General features: G+C 69.5%; 2 protein-coding genes. Both read right to left on the reverse strand.

Going from position 1 to position 1,909, the window contains the following annotated elements:
• Positions 1-73: 73 nt before the first annotated feature.
• Complete coding sequence (locus AC08ON_RS11855) at positions 74-631, reverse strand: SixA phosphatase family protein (RefSeq protein WP_476608275.1); 558 nt, start codon at positions 629-631, stop codon at positions 74-76.
• A gap of 560 nt (positions 632-1,191) precedes the next feature.
• Positions 1,192-1,560, reverse strand: coding sequence for a WhiB family transcriptional regulator (locus AC08ON_RS11860; protein ID WP_476608276.1), 369 nt, complete (start codon positions 1,558-1,560; stop codon positions 1,192-1,194).
• Positions 1,561-1,909 lie beyond the last annotated feature (349 nt).

Genomic DNA, 1,909 nt, shown 5'->3' on the forward strand with positions numbered 1-1,909 from the left:
CCTACCAGTTCATCGGGCTGCCGCGCCGCGGCGCTCGGCCGCCGGCCGAGCTCAGGCCGGCGGCGTTCCCGACTCAGGACGGCGGGCCGGGTTTCGGGGCCCCTGCCGGTCCGACGGCCTCCCGCAGGCCCCGCGGAGTGACGAAGGAGACGAGCCGGGCCGAGTCCTGACCCAGCTCCGCCCAGCGCGTAACGGTCAGATCCTGGATGGCGAGTGCCGCCGTCGGAAACGTGGGGATCCGGTATCGCTCGGCCGGGGGCAGCAGGGCCACGGCCAGCGTGTGGATACCGGGATTGTGCCCGACGAGCATCACGCTGGGCACTCCGTCGTCGATCTCACGCAGCCGGTCCAGCAGGTCCTGCGCCTCGGCCAGATAGAGCCGGTCCTCGGTCAGGACCGGGACGTTCGGGGGGAGCGCATCCGCGAGGCCCTCGACGGTCTGCCGGGTCCGCAGCGCGGAGGAGCACAGAATGAGGTCGGGCGCGAGCTTGTTGTCCGTGAGGTAGCGCGAGATGAGCTCGCAGCCCCGCCGGCCCGATCCGGACAGCGGTCGATCGGCGTCGTGGATTGACCCTTCGGCCCAGTCCGACTTTGCGTGCCGCAGCAGAAGAAGGCGCCGCCGTGGTTTCACGAGCGAGCTCTCCGCCGTACGGGGAGGAAATCGACGGCGCGACGTCCGTCGCGTTCCAGCCGGAATTGCCGTTCCAGCCGGAGTTGCCGGGAATCCGTACCTGGCGTGGCGGGCGCGGAACGGCGAGCAGGACCGTGCAGGGCTGGTTCGATATAAAGTATGATATTCAGGGAAAAGAATTTTCCGGTGAATTTCCCAGGGTCTGTCTGTGGCAGCACGGCCCGGGGTTTCTTGCCGCCACTGCCCGGATCGTCGAATCCGGTCCCGCCGGGAGCCATACCCGTGCCCACCGCGCCCTCCCGCGTCCGGTCCCCGCGCCGCCGCGCCGCACGCCCCGCGGCGTGAGGTGATGACATGAAGACTGCCCAGGATGGGCCGGGTCCGTCAATGAGATATGGCCCGACCGGATAGCGAGGGCGTTGCGGCCGAGTCGTCTGGAACCATGATCCTGATCATCGCCGCCGATATCCGGGCAGATCGGCCGGCGTGAGGAGCCACCGCGTGACCAGGGGGGCGATCATCGCTGCGGGACGCGCCCGGGGTCACCGGGCGCGGTCCGCTCAGCTCGCGACCGACACGGACAGCAGCAGCCGGTCGGCGAAGACCAGGGCGTCGTTCGCGCTCAGCCGCCCGCGGGGGACGACGGAAGCACGCTCGTCCGAGGTCAGGCCGCCCCACACCCCGTGCTCTTCCTGACAGAAGATCGCGGTGGCCAGGCATGGGCGCTGCACCGGGCAGTCGGAGCAGATCTTGCGGGCCCGCCTCTCGGCCGCGGCCCGGGCTTTCGTGTTGCGGCCGTCCGGCGGGAAGAATGCGTCCGGGTCGCCGTCGCGGCAGGCCGCTTCCTGGCGCCAGTAGGCGGGCCAACCAGCTCCGAACGGCCGTGGCGGCAGATCACGGCCGGGAAGAACCGGGACGCCGGCGCTCATCGTGCACCGCCGGACACGTGGTGACACGCGGCGGACAGGGAGCTGAGCGTGGCGAAGCTTCGAGCGGGTAGCACGCTGGGCTGACTGGGCATACCGTCTCCTGCTGACGTTGCAAAGGCGGACACACTGCTTTTCCAGACCGCCGAATCCGGTGTTGCCTACACCCAGACAGGCAGGTCAACCTGGTCGAGCCGAGAAGCCCTCGGGCGTTCCGGGTGGAATCCGTCGACGCTGCCTTTTCGGTTGGCCTACCGTGGCCGGAGCTCCGCTCGGAAACGATCCCGTCTCGTCTCGTTAACCGAGGAACGTAGACGTCTCTCGACCGGATAGCAAGGGTTCCGGAACGCGG

The sequence above is a fragment of the Frankia sp. CoWAU3 genome (assembly GCF_977971855.1).

Coding starts and splice junctions, on each gene's coding strand:
- AC08ON_RS11860 (WP_476608276.1), bottom strand. CDS start 1,560: ATGAGCGCCGGCGTCCCGGTTCTTCCCGGCCGTGATCTGCCGCCACGG.